Genomic DNA, 16,158 nt, shown 5'->3' on the forward strand with positions numbered 1-16,158 from the left:
TCTGCGCTTACTCCTGTATTACGCAAAAAAAGGGGTGATTCCTCACCCCTTGATCGTTAACAAACTATTACGCCAATTGGCGCAGCATACGGCGCAATGGCTCCGCAGCACCCCACAGCAACTGGTCGCCCACGGTAAAGGCTGACAGGAACTCCGGTCCCATGTTCAGCTTACGCAGACGGCCTACTGGCGTGGTCAGCGTGCCGGTGACGGCCGCCGGGGTTAGCTCACGCATGGTGATATCCCGATCGTTTGGTACAACTTTGGCCCACGGATTGTGCGCCGCCAGCAGTTCTTCTACGGTCGGAATAGACACATCTTTTTTCAGTTTAATGGTGAACGCCTGGCTGTGGCAGCGCAGCGCGCCGACGCGCACGCACAGACCATCAACTGGGATCACGGAAGACGTGTTGAGAATTTTGTTGGTTTCCGCCTGTCCCTTCCACTCTTCGCGGCTCTGACCGTTATCGAGCTGTTTGTCGATCCACGGAATCAGGCTACCGGCCAGCGGTACGCCAAAGTTATCAACCGGCAGTTCGCCGCTGCGGGACAGGGTCGTCACTTTACGTTCGATGTCGAGAATAGCAGAGGAAGGGGTCGCCAGTTCCTCGGCCACATGGCCATACAGATGACCCATCTGAGACAGCAGCTCACGCATATGGCGCGCGCCGCCGCCGGAAGCCGCCTGATAGGTTGCCACGGAAACCCAGTCAACCAGGTCATTGGCAAACAGGCCACCGAGAGACATCAGCATCAGGCTAACGGTACAGTTGCCGCCGACAAAGGTCTTAATACCTTTATTCAGGCCGTCGGTGATGACATCCTGGTTAACCGGATCGAGAATAATGATGGCATCGTCTTTCATACGCAGCGAAGAGGCTGCGTCAATCCAGTAACCCTGCCAACCGCTTTCACGAAGCTTTGGATAGATTTCGTTGGTATAATCGCCGCCCTGACAGGTCACGATGATATCGAGCGCCTTCAGCGCATCCAGATCAAAAGCGTCCTGAAGTGTGCCGGTCGCGGTGCCACCGAACGTCGGTGCCGCCTGCCCAAGCTGGGAAGTAGAAAAGAAAACAGGGCGAATGGCGTCGAAGTCACGCTCCTCAACCATGCGTTGCATGAGAACAGAGCCGACCATACCGCGCCAGCCGATAAAACCAACATTTTTCATAGCGTTTTTTCCTGCAGAGATGTGTGCTGTGTATGCTAACCAGTATCCTACTGGCCTATCCTTCACCATACAAAAAGCAGCCAAAGTCGCAAGTGAAATTAATCAATGATAGCGAAGCCATCAGTAATGCGACTTATCCCGCTGCGCAAGCAAGCAGAAAGTCCGCGGTAATTATCAGGGAATTTGAGTTATGAATGAAATCATTTCAGCGGCAGTTTTATTGATCCTGATTATGGATCCGCTCGGAAATCTGCCCATTTTCATGTCCGTATTGAAACATACCGAACCAAAACGTCGCCGCGCGATTATGATTCGCGAGCTGTTTATTGCGCTGTTGGTGATGCTGATATTCCTGTTTGCGGGCGAGAAAATTCTGGCATTTCTTAACCTGCGTGCAGAAACCGTATCGATCTCCGGGGGCATCATTCTGTTCCTGATCGCCATTAAGATGATTTTCCCCAGCGCCACCGGGAATAGCACCGGGCTTCCGGCTGGTGAAGAGCCATTTATCGTACCGCTGGCGATTCCGCTGGTTGCCGGGCCGACAATCCTGGCCTCATTAATGTTGTTGTCGCATCAGTATCCAAACCAGATGGGGCACCTGGTGATTGCGCTGCTGATCGCCTGGGGCGGCACATTCGTGATTTTGCTGCAGTCTTCGCTATTTTTACGCCTGCTGGGAGAGAAAGGGGTTAACGCGCTGGAGCGCCTGATGGGGCTGATTCTGGTGATGATGGCAACCCAGATGTTCCTCGACGGCGTTCGGATGTGGATGAAGGGGTAACGCACTCACTTTACGCCGGGTGGCGGCTTCGCCTTACCCGGCCTACGGTGTTGATATATGCTCGTTTGTAGGCCCGGTAAGCGCAAGCGCCACCGGGCAATCAGCGCCGTGAATGTGTTTATGAGAAACACCTCAATCATTTAACTCTCTGAAAAATCGTATTTTCATTTCTGCGAAGCGCCTTCCGGAATGCCCTCTTGTCAGCATCACGGATAAGCATTATCTTCTCGCTGCACCTGCAAAATCAGGTGCCAGGATTGGTCCCCTGATTACCTCATTCGCGATAAAATTCACTTTTGTCGTGCGACCAGCTACACCTCAATGGTGGGCTCGACGGTGGCGTCACAAGACGCACCGGTATCCAATGAGGCCGGTAGGACCAACTCCGTTCAGCCCGCCACCAAAAGGTTGGTCCCTTCGGTGGTGGTAAATTTCACTCATCGGAGGCTGCCCTATGGCAACGACCCCTCTCTTTTCACACTCTTTATTTACCCTGCCCTTTAGCCATGCCACGGACTTCACCGAGTTGGCGGATAACTGTGAGCGTTTTGTCGAAGGGCTTGTTGAATGTCATGACCCGGTTGAAAAACTGGCGATGTGCGCGCGCCTGTCGGCCTGTCTGGCACTATTGCAACCAACCTTAACGGAGCCTGTACCGCAGCATCTACAGGCCAGCCTGACGGTAGAAACCTTACCGACCCGCTCTCCCCTCTTTGAACCCGAACCAGATCAGATGGGGCGTTACTGCCAGCTTTTGACGCATTTACTGATGAGTAAAACGCTGTCTGACGAGATGGAACGCGTGGCGGGTGATTTACTGCAGGATTTAGTGGGCTATTTCGCCGATACGCTAAAAGCGCCGCGTTGGTTGAAAACCGAGGATGGGGTGATGGTGCTGTAAAAAAGCCGGGTGGCGGCTTCGCCTTACCCGGCCTACGGTGTCGATATGTGCTCGTTTCCAGGCCCGGTAAGCGCAAGCGCCACCGGGCAATTCCATCAGCTCAACAGCTGGAAAGCAATCATACCGACAATCGCGCCAACCGTACCGAGGATGGTTTCCATCATCGTCCAGGTCTTCAGCGTTTGCGCTTCAGTCGCGCCGGTAAATTTACCGAACAACCAGAAACCAGCGTCGTTAACATGGCTGACCACGATAGAGCCGCCCGCGATACAGATAGACAGCGCCGCCATCTGAGCACCGGAGTAGTTCAGTTGCTCAATCACTGGCATCACCAGACCGACCGCCGTTAAGCAGGCCACTGTCGCGGACCCCTGAATGATACGCACCGCCGCCGCCAGCACGAAGCAGGTGATAGCGATCGGCAAGCCCATACCGGTTAACGCTTCGCCCAGTGCAGGACCAACACCGGAATCTACCAGCACCTGTTTGAACACGCCGCCCGCGCCAATCACCAGCAGAATAATCCCCGCTGGCTGCAGCGCATGGCCGCAGATCTCCATCACGCGGTCTTTTGGCATGCCCTGGCGCACCGCCAGACCATAAATCGCCACCAGACAGGCAACCAGAATCGCGGTAAACGGATGACCGATAAACTCGAACCATTCGTAGGTTGAAGAACCGACCGGAACAAAGCGTGCGGCGATGGTTTTCAGACCAACCAGCACCAGCGGCAGCAGGATAAGCGATAAGCTGAAGCCAAAGGAGGGCATTTTGCCTTCGCCCAGATGCGGCTCGGTAATGTCTTCCGGTACGTGCAGCTCAACGTAACGGCTGATGAAATTACCCCACAGCGGCCCGGCGATAATCATGCCCGGAATCGCGGCGCACAGGCCAATCAGGATCATCCAGCCAAAGTCGGCGTGCATCTGAGAGGCCAGCAGCATCGGCGCAGGCCCCGGCAGCAGGAACGCTGCGGCAGCCGCCACGCCCGCAAACAGCGGAATGACCAACTTAACCAGGTTAGTACCGGTATGGCGTGCCATTGAAAACGCTACGCTAATCAGTAGCACAATCGCCACCTCAAAGAACAGCGGCAGCGCGCAAATCAGACCGGCCAGGCCAATCGCGTAATGTGCGCGGCTGTGACCGAAGGATTTCAGCATTTTGACGGCAATCTGATCGACCGCGCCGGTCTCATGCAAAATCTTGCCGAACATCGCCCCCAGCGCCACCACAATCGCCAGGAAACCGAGCGTGCCTCCCATCCCTTTTTCCATGGTCGCCGCGATTTTATCGAGCGGCATACCGGAAAAGAGACCTGCACCAATGGATACCACCATCAAAGCAACGAAGGCGTGCATACGCGCCTTCATCACTAAAAACAGCAGTAATAAAACGGACCCTACTGCTGTTAAAACAAGCGTTAATGTGCTCACTACTTACTGCCTTGGTTAATAACCTCAATGGTGCTGGCGACCACACCGTCCAGTGGTTGATCGATATCGACCACCAGTACATCGTTTTCATTCGCACCCGGTTCTTCCAGCGCTTCAAACTGGGTAACCAGCATCTGTGTTTTGAAGAAGTGGCCTTTACGCGCCTTCAGACGGCTTTCGATAACGTCAAAATCCCCTTTCAGATAAATGAAAGAGAGGTTCGGGTTACCGTCGCGCAACTGGTCGCGGTAGACTTTTTTCAAGGCAGAACAGACGATCAGCGAAACCTTGTTGGTACGCTGCATCGCAAAAGCGGCGTCATTCAGCGCCTGTAGCCACGGTTTACGGTCGTCATCGTTGAGTGGCTCACCGGAAGCCATTTTCATGATGTTGCTGCGCGGATGGAGAAAATCGCCATCAAGAAACGCGGCCTGCAGTTGATGCGCCACTTCGCTGGCGACAGCAGATTTACCGCTGCCCGATACGCCCATCAGAACGTAAACGTGGTGATCATGATTAGTCGTGCTCAAAGCGTTGCCCCCACTGGTACAAGAATCAGGAAATTGTTACGGGTAACTGTTATCGGTAACATTGTCCAGCCGGATAAATAGAGAAGCAATATCCATTCGTGCTCGAAGTGTATAAGTGTGAGCTACTTCAAAGTTGTTGGCTTAAATAGATCCGCCCGGTGACAAGGTGAAACCTAAATCTAACATTTTAGGCGTGACTGCTTCACCACGAATGCGCGCCAGCAGGCGTTCTGCACCAATGCTTCCCATCCGTTCACGCGGCGTGAGCACACTCGCCAGACGCGGCTCCATCACCTGCCCGATGTCGTGACCGTGGAATCCGGCAATCGCCATGTCATCCGGGATTTTCAGCCCTAAACGCTGGCATTCGAAGGCCGCCCCTACCGCCAGGTCATCGTTGGTACAGAAAACGCCGTCGAGCTGCGGGTATTCGCGCCGCGCCTGACGGATGAGTTCAATACCGGAGGAGTAGGAAGAAGACTGTTCCACCATCACGCTGTACGGCACCAGGTTGGCATCGCGCATTGCCTGCTCGTAGCCTCTCTGTTTGATGATAGTACGTTCATCAAGACGAGCGCCAAGATAGGCTACATGACGGTGCCCGCGGGCGATAATAGCGGCAGTCATCTGACGCGCGGCTTCGAAGTTGTCGAAACCGACGGCGATATCCAGACACGGAGACTGGCTGTCCATCAATTCAACCACCGGGATACCAGCAACCTCAATCATTTTCAGCGTACGGGGCGTATGGCTACGTTCGGTGAGGATCAGGCCATCGATATTCCACGACAGCATCGATTCCAGGCGCTCTTGTTCCATCTCAGGCTTATAGCCGTAGTGCGCGAGCATGGTTTGATAACCATGGGCGTCGGTGACGGCCTCAATGCCGCGTAGCACTTCAGCAAAAACCTGGTTAGTGAGAGACGGTAACAGCACGCCGATAGCGCGGCTGGTGGCGTTAGAAAGGATATCAGGAGCGCGATTGGGAATATAACCCAGCTCATCAAGTGCAGCGGCAATTTTGCCCCGCAGCGCCACGGAGACCTGCTCCGGATTACGCAAAAAGCGACTGACCGTCATTTTGGTCACGCCCACGCGGTCGGCTACATCCTGAAGTACGGGTCTTTTCTTTTTCATCGTCCTGAAGCGTTAAAAAGGGATAGATTCTCCCAGTTTACCACGGACGTGCGTGAACCTTTGCAGAGAAAAAAAGGAGTTTTTATTGTGATAAATACACAAAATCATTCGAGTTGCATCAAGGCGGCGACGCAGTGAATCCCCGGGAGCGTACATTAAGTACGCGACCGGGGTGAGCGAGGAAAGCCAACACAGATGCGGCTTGAAGGATGACGTGTATTTTTATACTGGCGGCAGGTCAAACAGTAACACTTCACTGTCGCTGTCGGCATGAATAGAAATTGCCTGTTCATCCCAGATTGCCAGACCGTCGCTGGTGGTCGCTTTAGTCCCGTTAATCGTCACGTTACCTTTTACCACCTGGATCCAGACGCGGCGTTCAGCAGCAATTTGATGCACTGACTGCTCATCTTTGACCAGCGCCCAACGGTACAGCTCCATATCCTGGTACACTTTCAGTGAACCATCACGAGCATCCGGCGACAGCACCAGTTGTTTACCCTGAGCGGCATCGAAACGACGCTGTTCATAACGCGGAGTAATACCGTTCTCCTGCGGCATGATCCAGATCTGATACAGATGCAGCTTCTCAGTATTGCTCGGGTTGTACTCCGAGTGACGGATCCCCGTCCCGGCGCTCATAATCTGAAACTCACCGGCCGGAACCTGCTCTTTATTGCCCATGCTGTCCTGATGCTCTACCGCGCCTTCCAGCACGTAGGTCAGGATTTCCATGTCTTTATGGGGGTGAGTACCAAATCCCTGACCTGCATCGATCACGTCATCGTTAATCACGCGCAGTGCCGAGAACCCCATAAAGTTCGGGTCATAGTAGTTGGCAAAAGAGAAGGTATGCCATGAATCAAGCCAGCCATGATTAGCGTGGCCACGGTCGTTAGCTTTGCGTAAGTAGATCATTGTGTTCACCCCCAGATGTTTTCGATGGAGTAAGTGTGGACTCAATCCGTCTGGAATCATAGAGGGTGAAAATTGACTCCTCTGTTCAAAAAATATGAACAAGACCAGAGGAGTCTGTGCAGGCTATTTGGCGAGGGTTATCGTGGCAGGCGTTGCCTGTTCAAAGGCGCGTTCGAGGATCTCCAGGTTGGTAAGAACTTCAGATTCCTTGACGTAATTAGGCGTACCGGCGGTCAGCGTCTGGTACAGCGAATCATAGACGCGACCGTAGTCCCCCACTTCCGGCTTCACCTCTTCTTTCACCGTGATGCCGTCATCGTTGACATATTCCAGCATTCCAATGGAATCATCGGCAGCGAAACCTGGCTCACCCGGCATGATATTAGCCTTCAGGCTGGTTTCCTGCTGGTCGATACCGTACTTCACAAACGAGCCTTTGGTGCCATGCACGATAAACTTCGGATAGTCGATTTTCACCAGATGGCTGGTTTTAACAATGGCTTTCAGGTCGCCGTAAAACAGCTGCGCTTCAAAGGTATCGTCCGGGTTCGCTTTGTTGCGCAGGCTGCGGATGTCGTAGGCCACATGATCGGGACGTCCGAACAGCGAGATAATCTGATCCATGGTGTGTACGCCCAGACCATAAAACGCGCCGTCCTGCGGCAGTCCCGGCTTGGTTTCTGCTTCAGGACGGTAGTAATCGAAATGGCTTTCAACCTCAACAATCTTGCCGAGCTTGCCGCTCTCAATCGCTTTTTTAGCGGTGAGGAAACAGGAGTCAAAACGACGATTCTGATACGGCGTAACGGTCAGCCCTTTGCTTTGCGCTAGCTCAAACAACTCTTTTGCTTGCGCAAGCGTTGGGGTGAAGGGTTTCTCAACCAGCACATTTTTACCCGCTTCCAGCGCGCGTTTGGCGTATTCAAAATGGCTGTCAGCATGGGTACAGACGATCACCAGCTTCACCTGCGGATCGTTTAAGATCTCGTCGAGATCGCTGGTGAAGTGAATATGTGAATACTGCGGCGCCTGCTCTTCCGGCCTGGCGTTGCGGCGGAAAATATGCGCGACGTGCCAGCTATTTTTGCGGTTGAGGACGTACGGCAAATGGTAGCGGGTGGTGCTTTTACCAAAACCAATAAATGCGCAGTGTAAGGTCATGAGACGATCCTTTTGAAGATGATTGTCTACACCATAGCGCAAAGCGGCTGGAGACTGAATCCATCCTGTCATCATGCCGGATGCGGCGTTGCCTTATCCGGCCTACAAAACCCAGGTCTCAGCTGTAGGCCGGATAAGCGCAAGCGCCATCCGGCATCAGTCGCCCCACCCCGGGGACAAAATGACAAGTAAGCCAGGCTGAAACAAAACCCAAAAAAAAAGCCAGCAAAAGCTGGCTAAAGTAATACTGGAAGCAATGTGAGCAATGTCGTGCTTTCAGGTTCTCCGTAGGGGTTCCCCTGAACGCAGAGCAATAATAATCATTCTCATTCGCACTTGTCTACTTCTTTTTGCAAAAAAATGCAGTTGACGGATTTTTCTTTCTCAGCGAGTGTAAATGCACAATTAACCCTGCAGGAGATAAGGAATGAGTGAGATAGTGATACGCCACGCTGAACCGAAAGATTACGACGCAATTCGTCAGATCCACGCCCAGCCGGAGGTGTACCACAACACGCTACAGGTTCCTCATCCTTCCCTCGAAATGTGGCAAGCACGGCTAACCGAGCAAGCCGGTGTCAAACAACTGGTTGCCTGCATTGACGGTATCGTCGTGGGGCATCTTTGTATTGAGGTCGCGCAGCGTCCGCGCCGCAGCCACGTGGCCGATTTTGGTATCTGCGTGGATGCCAGGTGGCACAATCGTGGCGTTGCCAGCGCGCTGATTCGTACGATGATCGACATGTGCGACAACTGGCTGCGCGTCGAGCGCATTGAGCTGACGGTATTTGTTGATAATGAGCCTGCTGTAGCAGTCTATAAGAAGTACGGCTTTGAAATCGAAGGCACCGGTAAGAAATACGGCCTGCGCAACGGTGAGTATGTTGATGCCTACTTTATGGCGCGCGTGAAATAAATTTAAGGGCGAGTCATATCGCCCTGCTTATTGAAAGGACGCAATAGTGAAAAAGTTTCTTCCCCTGGTGTTGCTGGCCTCGCTCTCCCCTGCTTTTGCCACTACCGTACAAAATCTCGATTCTGTACCCAGTGCCATCCAACATCCGGAAGGTAAACAGATTTTTGCTGAGCAAATGGCAGGAGCAACACCCGCGAAAGGATTTGGTGAGCTTCCTCAGGGCTTATCTGAAAAGCAGTGGATTGCATGGGTTGCACCGAATGAAGATCCTGACAACCTAATCCTGACCGGTGCTAAATCTTGGGGAAAAGACGGTAAATATATTGGCATTGCTTGTTTTGCCGATAATAAGGCTGACGCCGAGCAAGCAAAAAAATACGCGGATAACACCTGCCCGGAAAACTACAGCAACGGGCGCGCTAATAAATTATATCTCGGCGTTTTTTCCTGGCAGAATCCACAGCTAACGCCGATTGCACGCTCGGAAAAACCGTTAAACCAGCTCTCAGAGTGGAATAAAGCCGCTGAAAAAGAGAGCGATGATGAGTCCGTCAGACCGCTGGCTTATTATACAAAGCTGGATCTGGCACCGTACCGGATAGCACCCGATACCCTGGCATTCGGGGTGCGGGGTGGATACTCTGATGCGTATTCCGGCGGCGGCGCATTTTATGAAGTGCTGGAACTCTACACCATCAAAGACAGCAAGATAATCAACGTGTTTTCTGACCTTGTTTATTACTATTCGGACATTGCTGGAGACTGGAATAAAGACGGCACAAGGCAGCACGACATCAGCGAAAGTAAGTACATTCTCAAAATGCGCTCGGCAAAGACGCACGGATTTTATGACTTAGAGCGCGTTAGCCTACAGGATAAAAGCAGCCAAATATTCCGCTGGTCCGAATCACTGCAGCGATATGCGCCATAACCTACCGGTCAGGCCTACATCGTTCAGAACGCTGTAGGCCAATCTATTTTATATCCCACCGAAAAATTCAAGAACGGAAGCGCCATCCAGTCCTGGCATAGAGTTGTTGATTACAGCCTATCGCCTTCCCCCATGTTCCGGCTTAACAACCACCTGAATTATATGGTTATTCAGCTTTTTATCTTCATCGCTATTTTTCGTAACTTTAATAATATTAATATTACATTTTTGTTTTTTTTTTGGTTTCTGCCATCACTTTATGGTGACAATCACAACAATATACTTCCCCTGGGACTAACTTAACCACGGTGAGGTAAAAAATGAAATTTGAACGCCATCATAGAATATTGAAAGAAATCAGTATTTCGGGAGTTGTAAAAGTTTCAAATCTGGCGAAAAGTCTCAAGGTAACAAAGGAAACTATTCGCTCAGATCTCAATGAACTTGCCGGGCAGGGATATCTCACTCGCTGTCATGGTGGTGCATTTATTACCCTTGACTCTCTTGATAACGTTGCAAAAAACGAAATTGCTTATGTGCTGGAAAAATATGAATCAGCGCAGAAAATAAAAAAAGGTCTCTCTGCCATGAAGAATAATGTATGTGTTATTGGCTCGTTCAATGTTGATATTATCAGTTACCTACCGAGGCTACCCTCGACAGGCGAATCATTGCTTGCCGATAAATTTATTTTTTCGCCCGGTGGTAAAGGATGCAATCAGGCATTAGCGGCAAGCTATGCCGATTCTGATGTGCATTTTATTACTAAAGTAGGGTCAGACCATTTCAGTGATTACGCCATTAATTTTATAAACTCATCAAAAATCCATAAAAGCGTTATCTATCAGACCAAAGAAACACAGACAGGTACAGCGACTATTATGGTGAATGGAGATACCGGGGATAACGTCATCGCTATCTATCCAGGTGCTAACATGACAATTTCACCTGATGAAATCACCATACAAAAAGAAGCCATCGTTCATTCAGATATTGTTCTCGTACAACTGGAGACAAATTACGAGGCACTTCAACAAACCATTCGTCTCGCACAGAAAAATGATATCCCGGTCATTATTAACCCAGCGCCATATAATGAAATGGTTAATACCATCATTGATGACATCGATTATATCACGCCAAATGAAACCGAAGCTGGTCTGCTGGCAAACATGTCCGTCAACGATATTGAATCAGCCAAATGTGCAGCAAAGATTATTCATCAAAAAGGTGTCAAAAATACCATTATCACATTGGGTAGCAAAGGTTCTCTCGCTTATGACGGAACGCAATTCATCTATTCTCCGGCATTTCCGGCCGTTGTAAAAAATACGGCTGGCGCTGGCGATGCCTTCAATGGCGCACTCGCGTCTGGCCTTGCTAAAGGAAAATCACTGGCATCTGCATTGTGCTACGCGAGCGCATTCGCCTCGCTTGCTGTTGAAACACCCAATGCCTCTGACATGCCAGAAAACGAATCCGTTCTTCATCGCATTCAGGGCTCACATTACAAACAAACTATCTCTACTCACTAAATCAAGGAGCAGACTATGAACAATACGCAGAAAAAACTAAAGGTGCTCTTTATTGGAGAATCCTGGCATATTCACATGATTCATTCAAAAGGCTATGACAGTTTTACCTCCAGTAAATATGAAGAAGGTGCTACATGGTTGCTTGAATGCTTAAAGAAAGGTGGTGTAGAAATTGATTATATGCCGGCTCACACCGTGCAAATTGCATTTCCAGAAAGCATTGATGAACTAAACCGTTATGATGTCATTGTTATTAGCGATATCGGCAGCAATACGTTCCTGTTGCAAAACGAGACGTTCTATCAGCTAAAAATAAAGCCAAATGCTCTGGAATCAATTAAAGAGTATGTCAGAAATGGTGGTGGTCTGCTCATGATTGGCGGCTATCTGTCATTTATGGGCATTGAGGCCAAGGCTAATTACAAGAACACCATTCTTGCCGAGGTTTTGCCAGTTATTATGCTTGACGGCGATGACCGGGTAGAAAAACCAGAGGGTATCTGCGCTGAGGCCATCTCCCCAGAACATCCTGTCGTTAACGGATTCTCAGACTACCCGGTATTTCTTGGATATAACCAGGCTGTCGCCAGAGAAGATGCCGATGTTGTTTTAACAATAAATAATGACCCGCTGTTAGTGTTCGGTGAATACCAACAGGGTAAAACCGCCTGCTTCATGAGCGACTGTTCGCCACACTGGGGAACACAGCAATTTATGTCCTGGCCGTTTTATACCGACCTGTGGGTTAACACGCTTCAATTCATCGCCAGAAAATAAAAAACAATGGAGTAACGAAAGTTACTCCTTTTATAAAATACAAGGATTGATGTATGAACAAAAATAAGTACTCAACTCCCTTACTGATGCTTGCAACCATCTTAGCCGGTATGCTTTCCCCAATGCAGTCTGCCGTTAATGGGCAATTGGGACACTGGTTGCAAGATGGTAATGCTTGTGCAGTAATCTCGTTCGCCAGCGGTCTGGTCGTCATGTTTTTCATTATTATTGCGCGTAAAGAAACACGCCAGCAATTCGCATCGATCCCGACGCTGATTAAAAAGAGAAAAATCCCGCGGTGGAATTGGTTTGCCGGATTATGTGGAGCGATGGTTGTATTTTCGGAAGGGGCATCAGCCAGCGCGTTGGGCGTTGCCACGTTTCAAACTGCATTAATTTCCGCCCTGCTCCTTTCCGGCCTACTGTGCGACCGTTTTGGTGTCGGTGTGGATGAGAAGAAATATTTCACCCCATGGCGCGTTGCTGGCGCATTGTTCGCGGTTATTGCCACGATTTTTGTCGTGTCGCCACAGTGGCATTCAACCTCCTTTATCCTGCTCGCTATCCTTCCATTTTTGGCAGGATTACTCGCTGGCTGGCAGCCTGCTGGAAATGCCAAAGTTGCCGAGGCCACGGGCTCTATGCTGGTTTCCATTACCTGGAACTTCATTGTCGGCTTTTGTGTGCTGGGCGCTGCACTGGCGATACGTGTCGCATTAGGCCATGTCACCGTCCAGTTACCCGATACGTGGTGGATGTATCTCGGTGGCCCGCTGGGTCTGCTGTCCATCGGGCTGATGGCGATTCTGGTCAGAGGCTTAGGTCTGCTAATGCTGGGTGTAGCATCTACCGCAGGCCAGTTGCTTGGGTCGGTATTGATTGATGAATTGATCCCATCCTTAGGCAATACGGTCTATCTGGTCACCATCATCGGCACGTTGTTCGCGTTAGTGGGCGCAATTGTTACCACCATTCCTGAATACAGAGCATCCAAAATGGCGCAAAAAATGGAGGTGTCAGGATGAAAGGTTTCCTGCAAACCGTGACAGGCCCAGTGGCGCACACTGATATGGGGCTAACGCTCCCGCATGAGCATCTGTTTAACGATCTGTCATCCGTTGTTGATGAACCACATTATGCTTTTTCACAGCAACTGGTAGGAAAAAAAGTCAGTGCTGACCTACAGTGGGGACTGAAACACGACCCATACTGCTGCGCCGATAACATGGACAGAAAAGAGATTGATGATGTCATCTTTGAAATCAATAATTTTATGTCACTAGGAGGCAGGACGATTGTCGACGCGACGGGTTCTGAGTCTATCGGTCGGGACGCTTCATCGTTACGGGAAGTGGCAATAAAAACCGGTTTGAATATCGTTGCTTCATCAGGACCTTATCTGGAGAAGTTTGAAAGCACCAGGATCCATAAACCTGTCGATTCATTAGCCGCACTGATTGATAAGGAACTGAATCAAGGGATTGGCGAGACAGATATTCGCGCCGGTATGATCGGTGAAATTGGCGTGTCACCCGCATTTACCCAAGCGGAGCGTAACAGTCTGCGGGCAGCGTCTCTGGCACAACGTAATAATCCCCATACGGCGATGAATATCCATATGCCAGGGTGGCTGCGACTGGGTGATGAGGTGCTGGATATTGTCCTTGAAGAGATGAACGTCTCTCCGGCAAAAGTTTCGCTGGCACACTCGGACCCGTCAGGAAAAGATGTTGCCTATCAACGTAAAATGCTCGACCGCGGCGTGTGGCTTGAATTTGACATGATTGGTCTGGACATTACCTTCCCTAAAGAAGGTATCGCCCCAAGCGTTCAGGAGACCGCAGATGCGGTAGCTCATCTGATTGAACTGGGTTACGCCGATCAGATAGTTTTAAGCCATGATGTTTTTCTCAAACAGATGTGGGCAAAAAATGGGGGGAACGGTTGGGGGTTTGTCCCGAATGTTTTCCTCGCCTATCTGGCTGCCCGTGGAGTAGACAACGATACTCTTCGCAAGCTCTGTATTGATAATCCAGCGCGGTTACTCACGGCATAGCCAACAAAACGCCCGGTGCCTGACACCGGGCTATTAATCAAAAATCAGTACCCCGCCGTTAAATCATCCACGGAACGCGGGTCAGAAGCGCCATACAGTGCGCCATCCGGTCCAACCATAATGCTCTGCGTGCTGCCCATCGCCTCTTTCAGCGCCACTTTCTGTCCTTTTTGCTCCAGCAGCTTGATTGTATCCGGGCTGAAGCCCTTCTCGATGCGCAGTTCATCTGGCAACCATTGATGATGGAAGCGCGGTGCGTTGGTCGCTTCGGCGACGTTCATCCCGTAATCAATGCTGTTGACCACCATTTGCAGTACGGTAGTGATGATTCGGCTTCCACCTGGGCTGCCGGTCACCAGCCAGGTTTTCCCGTCTTTTACCACGATAGTCGGCGACATCGATGACAGCGGACGCTTCTTCGGCCCAACCGCGTTAGCATCACCGCCCACCAGTCCATAAACGTTCGGCACGCCTGACTTAGCGGAGAAGTCGTCCATTTCGTTATTCAGCAGAATGCCGGTGTTACCCGCCACGATGCCGGTCCCGAAGGTGGTATTCAGGGTATACGTTACCGCCACGGCATTGCCGTCTTTATCCACTACCGAGAAGTGCGTAGTCTGGTTGCTTTCATACGGGGCGAGTTTGCCAGGTTTGATCTGGCTGGAAGGCTTAGCCTTGTTGATATCAATCTGATCGGCAAGCGTTTTAGCATAGGCTTTGTTGGTCAGCGCTTGCCACGGCACTTTCACAAAATCCGGGTCGCCCAGATACTCTGAACGGTCGGCGTAAGCATATTTCTCCGCTTCAGCCATAACCTGCATGGCATCGGCGCTGCCAAATCCGTACTTCTTCATATCGAAGTTTTCGAGAATATTGAGGATCTGCACGATGTGAATACCGCCAGAGGACGGCGGCGGCATGGAGAAGACCTGATACCCGCGATAGTCACCGCTTATCGGCGTGCGCTCCACGGCTTTATAGCTGGCTAAATCCTCTTTGGTCATCAGCCCGCCGTTCTTCTGCATTTCCCCGGCTATCTGATCGGCAATCGCCCCTTTATAAAACGCATCCGGGCCATTCTCGGCAATCATTTCCAGGCTTTTCGCCAGATTCTTTTGCACCAGCTTGTCGCCCTTTTTCAGCGGCTCGCCGTCCTTCCAGAAAATGGCTTTGCTGTTCTCGTGATTAGGGAGCACTTCGCTGCCATAGGTTTTCAGATCGTCGGCCAGCGCGTCATTAACCACAAAGCCCTCTTCCGCTAGCTTCATCGCCGGGCGCACCACTTTGTTCAGCGGCATCGTGCCGTATTTCTCCAGCGCCAGCGAGAAACCCGCCACGGTACCCGGCGTACCGGATGCCAGATGCGACGTCAGCGACTTTTTCGCATCGGCGTTGCCCTGCTCATCGAGGAACATGTCACGGGTCGCGCCAGCAGGCGCCATTTCACGAAAATCGATCGCGGTGGTGTTACCGTCTTTGGTACGCAGTAGCATAAAACCACCGCCGCCCAGATTGCCCGCCTGGGGATGCGTCACCGCCAGCGCATAGCCAACGGCCACGGCGGCATCGACGGCATTCCCACCCTGTTTAAGAATGTCCACACCAACCTGGGTAGCTAAAGCATCCACAGAGGCCACCATCCCATGCTTAGCACGTACGGGATGGAACACATCTTCCTCGACTCCGTAAGATACCGGCGGTGGCGCAGCCGGCGCGGCAGCAACGCTAAAACAACTTCCTGAGAGCAGAGCAGCAATGGCTACCCGGCGTAAAAACGTCGGTTTTATCATCGTTATTCTCCAGATGTATGGGGGTCTGCCCCCACTAAGCCTGGTGCATAACTCTGAAATAATCATCGTAACGGCGAGAAAGGAGTAAACTTAAGAGATCCCCGAGAGGAGA

Annotated in this window: 15 protein-coding genes; 8 read left to right on the plus strand and 7 right to left on the minus strand. The window is 51.2% G+C overall.

Annotated elements, in window-relative coordinates:
• Positions 1 to 67 precede the first annotated feature (67 nt).
• Positions 68 to 1,174, minus strand: a complete 1,107-nt coding sequence (gene asd, locus OGX94_RS03995) for an aspartate-semialdehyde dehydrogenase (protein WP_003827614.1) — start codon at positions 1,172 to 1,174, stop codon at positions 68 to 70.
• Between the two features lie 190 nt (positions 1,175 to 1,364).
• Here asd and yhgN point away from each other — a divergent pair, with 190 nt between their 5' ends.
• Together yhgN and OGX94_RS04005 are read left to right on the plus strand one after the other, a co-directional pair.
• Positions 1,365 to 1,958: an NAAT family transporter YhgN gene (gene yhgN, locus OGX94_RS04000; protein WP_003023480.1), complete on the plus strand. Its 594-nt coding sequence runs from the start codon at positions 1,365 to 1,367 to the stop codon at positions 1,956 to 1,958.
• Positions 1,959 to 2,412: 454 nt separating this feature from the next.
• Positions 2,413 to 2,859, plus strand: coding sequence for a hypothetical protein (locus tag OGX94_RS04005; RefSeq protein WP_149335481.1), 447 nt, complete (start codon positions 2,413 to 2,415; stop codon positions 2,857 to 2,859).
• Between the two features lie 95 nt (positions 2,860 to 2,954).
• Here the strand turns inward: OGX94_RS04005 and gntU are convergent, their stop codons facing one another.
• The 5 genes from gntU to OGX94_RS04030 form a co-directional block, all read right to left on the minus strand.
• Positions 2,955 to 4,295 (minus strand): gluconate transporter, encoded by a 1,341-nt coding sequence (gntU, locus tag OGX94_RS04010; RefSeq protein WP_003827609.1) that lies wholly within the window; start codon positions 4,293 to 4,295, stop codon positions 2,955 to 2,957.
• A complete protein-coding gene (gene gntK / locus OGX94_RS04015) occupies positions 4,295 to 4,825 on the minus strand; it encodes a gluconokinase (RefSeq protein WP_003023475.1) in 531 nt (176 codons plus the stop codon). Before gntK ends, gntU begins: the two co-directional genes overlap by 1 nt.
• Before the next feature lie 141 nt (positions 4,826 to 4,966).
• Positions 4,967 to 5,962, minus strand: coding sequence for a gluconate operon transcriptional repressor GntR (gntR, locus tag OGX94_RS04020; protein ID WP_008786351.1), 996 nt, complete (start codon positions 5,960 to 5,962; stop codon positions 4,967 to 4,969).
• Positions 5,963 to 6,184: 222 nt separating this feature from the next.
• Entirely contained in the window at positions 6,185 to 6,880 is a 696-nt protein-coding gene (gene yhhW / locus OGX94_RS04025) for a quercetin 2,3-dioxygenase (RefSeq protein WP_003023472.1), read from the minus strand.
• A 123-nt stretch (positions 6,881 to 7,003) separates the two neighbouring features.
• The gene (locus OGX94_RS04030) at positions 7,004 to 8,041 is read right to left on the minus strand and encodes an oxidoreductase (protein ID WP_126956395.1); all 1,038 of its coding nucleotides are present in this window, start codon (positions 8,039 to 8,041) and stop codon (positions 7,004 to 7,006) included.
• A gap of 427 nt (positions 8,042 to 8,468) precedes the next feature.
• On the opposite strand from OGX94_RS04030, the gene yhhY reads away from it, so the two are divergent.
• The 6 genes from yhhY (at position 8,469) to OGX94_RS04060 (ending at position 14,256) form a co-directional block, all read left to right on the plus strand.
• Positions 8,469 to 8,957, plus strand: coding sequence for an N-acetyltransferase (gene yhhY, locus OGX94_RS04035; RefSeq protein ID WP_003827604.1), 489 nt, complete (start codon positions 8,469 to 8,471; stop codon positions 8,955 to 8,957).
• Positions 8,958 to 9,003: 46 nt separating this feature from the next.
• Positions 9,004 to 9,888, plus strand: a complete 885-nt coding sequence (locus tag OGX94_RS04040) for a hypothetical protein (RefSeq protein WP_257662209.1) — start codon at positions 9,004 to 9,006, stop codon at positions 9,886 to 9,888.
• 320 nt (positions 9,889 to 10,208) lie between these two features.
• Positions 10,209 to 11,423 carry a PfkB family carbohydrate kinase gene (locus OGX94_RS04045; protein ID WP_003827600.1) on the plus strand — a complete coding sequence of 405 codons (1,215 nt, stop codon included), beginning with the start codon at positions 10,209 to 10,211 and terminating at the stop codon, positions 11,421 to 11,423.
• Between the two features lie 15 nt (positions 11,424 to 11,438).
• On the plus strand, positions 11,439 to 12,200 hold the full coding sequence (locus OGX94_RS04050) for a glutamine amidotransferase (RefSeq protein ID WP_197385449.1): 762 nt from the start codon (positions 11,439 to 11,441) through the stop codon (positions 12,198 to 12,200).
• Between the two features lie 53 nt (positions 12,201 to 12,253).
• A complete protein-coding gene (locus OGX94_RS04055; RefSeq protein WP_126956401.1) occupies positions 12,254 to 13,225 on the plus strand; it encodes a DMT family transporter in 972 nt (323 codons plus the stop codon).
• Positions 13,222 to 14,256 carry a phosphotriesterase family protein gene (locus OGX94_RS04060; protein WP_218667120.1) on the plus strand — a complete coding sequence of 345 codons (1,035 nt, stop codon included), beginning with the start codon at positions 13,222 to 13,224 and terminating at the stop codon, positions 14,254 to 14,256. Before OGX94_RS04055 ends, OGX94_RS04060 begins: the two co-directional genes overlap by 4 nt.
• 44 nt (positions 14,257 to 14,300) lie before the next feature.
• Here the strand turns inward: OGX94_RS04060 and ggt are convergent, their stop codons facing one another.
• Positions 14,301 to 16,046, minus strand: coding sequence for a gamma-glutamyltransferase (gene ggt, locus OGX94_RS04065; protein WP_286568760.1), 1,746 nt, complete (start codon positions 16,044 to 16,046; stop codon positions 14,301 to 14,303).
• Between the last annotated feature and the right edge of the window lie 112 nt (positions 16,047 to 16,158).

Source organism: Citrobacter sp. Cpo037 (assembly GCF_030332945.1).
Classification (GTDB): Bacteria; Pseudomonadota; Gammaproteobacteria; order Enterobacterales; family Enterobacteriaceae; genus Citrobacter; species Citrobacter portucalensis.

Coding starts and splice junctions, on each gene's coding strand:
- OGX94_RS04060 (WP_218667120.1), top strand. CDS start 13,222: ATGAAAGGTTTCCTGCAAACCGTGACAGGCCCAGTGGCGCACACTGAT.
- gntR (WP_008786351.1), bottom strand. CDS start 5,962: ATGAAAAAGAAAAGACCCGTACTTCAGGATGTAGCCGACCGCGTGGGC.
- asd (WP_003827614.1), bottom strand. CDS start 1,174: ATGAAAAATGTTGGTTTTATCGGCTGGCGCGGTATGGTCGGCTCTGTT.
- OGX94_RS04045 (WP_003827600.1), top strand. CDS start 10,209: ATGAAATTTGAACGCCATCATAGAATATTGAAAGAAATCAGTATTTCG.
- OGX94_RS04055 (WP_126956401.1), top strand. CDS start 12,254: ATGAACAAAAATAAGTACTCAACTCCCTTACTGATGCTTGCAACCATC.
- yhhY (WP_003827604.1), top strand. CDS start 8,469: ATGAGTGAGATAGTGATACGCCACGCTGAACCGAAAGATTACGACGCA.
- yhhW (WP_003023472.1), bottom strand. CDS start 6,880: ATGATCTACTTACGCAAAGCTAACGACCGTGGCCACGCTAATCATGGC.
- OGX94_RS04050 (WP_197385449.1), top strand. CDS start 11,439: ATGAACAATACGCAGAAAAAACTAAAGGTGCTCTTTATTGGAGAATCC.
- OGX94_RS04030 (WP_126956395.1), bottom strand. CDS start 8,041: ATGACCTTACACTGCGCATTTATTGGTTTTGGTAAAAGCACCACCCGC.
- yhgN (WP_003023480.1), top strand. CDS start 1,365: ATGAATGAAATCATTTCAGCGGCAGTTTTATTGATCCTGATTATGGAT.
- OGX94_RS04005 (WP_149335481.1), top strand. CDS start 2,413: ATGGCAACGACCCCTCTCTTTTCACACTCTTTATTTACCCTGCCCTTT.
- ggt (WP_286568760.1), bottom strand. CDS start 16,046: ATGATAAAACCGACGTTTTTACGCCGGGTAGCCATTGCTGCTCTGCTC.